The sequence below is a fragment of the Mesorhizobium sp. P3_A9 genome (assembly GCF_056402975.1).
Window position 1 is genome coordinate 1 of record NZ_JBFUGJ010000760.1, and the last position, 842, is coordinate 842.

At 59.6% G+C, this 842-nt stretch carries 1 protein-coding gene; it reads left to right on the plus strand.

Annotated elements, in window-relative coordinates; genetic code table 11:
- Positions 1–41 precede the first annotated feature (41 nt).
- Positions 42–536, plus strand: a complete 495-nt coding sequence (locus AC1DX0_RS36590; protein ID WP_477223762.1) for a DUF982 domain-containing protein — start codon at positions 42–44, stop codon at positions 534–536.
- Positions 537–842: the final 306 nt, after the last annotated feature.

Sequence of the window (842 nt, forward strand, 5' to 3'; positions counted from 1 at the left end):
CCATAACTCCGCCGTTCGCTTGAGCGTCGGGGGCGGAAAATATGCACGATCCTTTCTTTGAACAGCCAGTAGTCATCGAGACGAAAAAGCCAGGGGTCTATCGCGCTTTGGTGAGCGTCTCCGAGGCCGCTATTTTTATGATGGACAGCTGGCCCGAGGAACACGGCCCGCTCTACGCGGCGGCACTCCAGGCATGCACCGCTCGCCTCACCAAATCGCAGCAGGTCGAAGCCGCCCGCCAAGCTTTTCTCGCCGCCGCGGAGGAGGCCGGTTTGGTTATTCTGGATGCCGCGTCTGCGGTGAAGGCGACACCTCGCCCGGTAGGAGATGCAAAGCGCAAGAAACGGGCGCGGATGGAGGAAGAGCAAGAGTTTTTGGTCCGCTTCCTGGCACGCGAAACGGGCATCACCGAAACGCAGGCCCGCAACCTGATTATTATGCTGGGAACCGACCGGTCATCGTTGCTGCGTGAGGCCAGGATTCTGAAAGCCAACACTAGCCCCGACCTTTGCCCGCCCGATCGAACGCACACTTGAGGTTGGCCGGGCTATCCATCGCTGCCCTCAATGCCCAGGCCGGTTTAGACCACAAAGGGCACGCCCAAGCAGCTATTTCGCCGCCTCATTGCACTCGCTGTACGTTAGCCTGAATCCAAGATCGCAGCGGCAGTCGCGTGATCGTTGAGAATCAGGTTCACCTCGGAAGAAGACCTCGCCACCGCCACTGAGAACCCTGCTTCGCAAAGCGCTCACTCCAGGTCCAAGGCAATCGAGGCTTCGTGGTCAGCGACCAAGACCAATGGGTTTTGCACGCCGGTATATCCGCCCGCTTAGGGGTGGTAA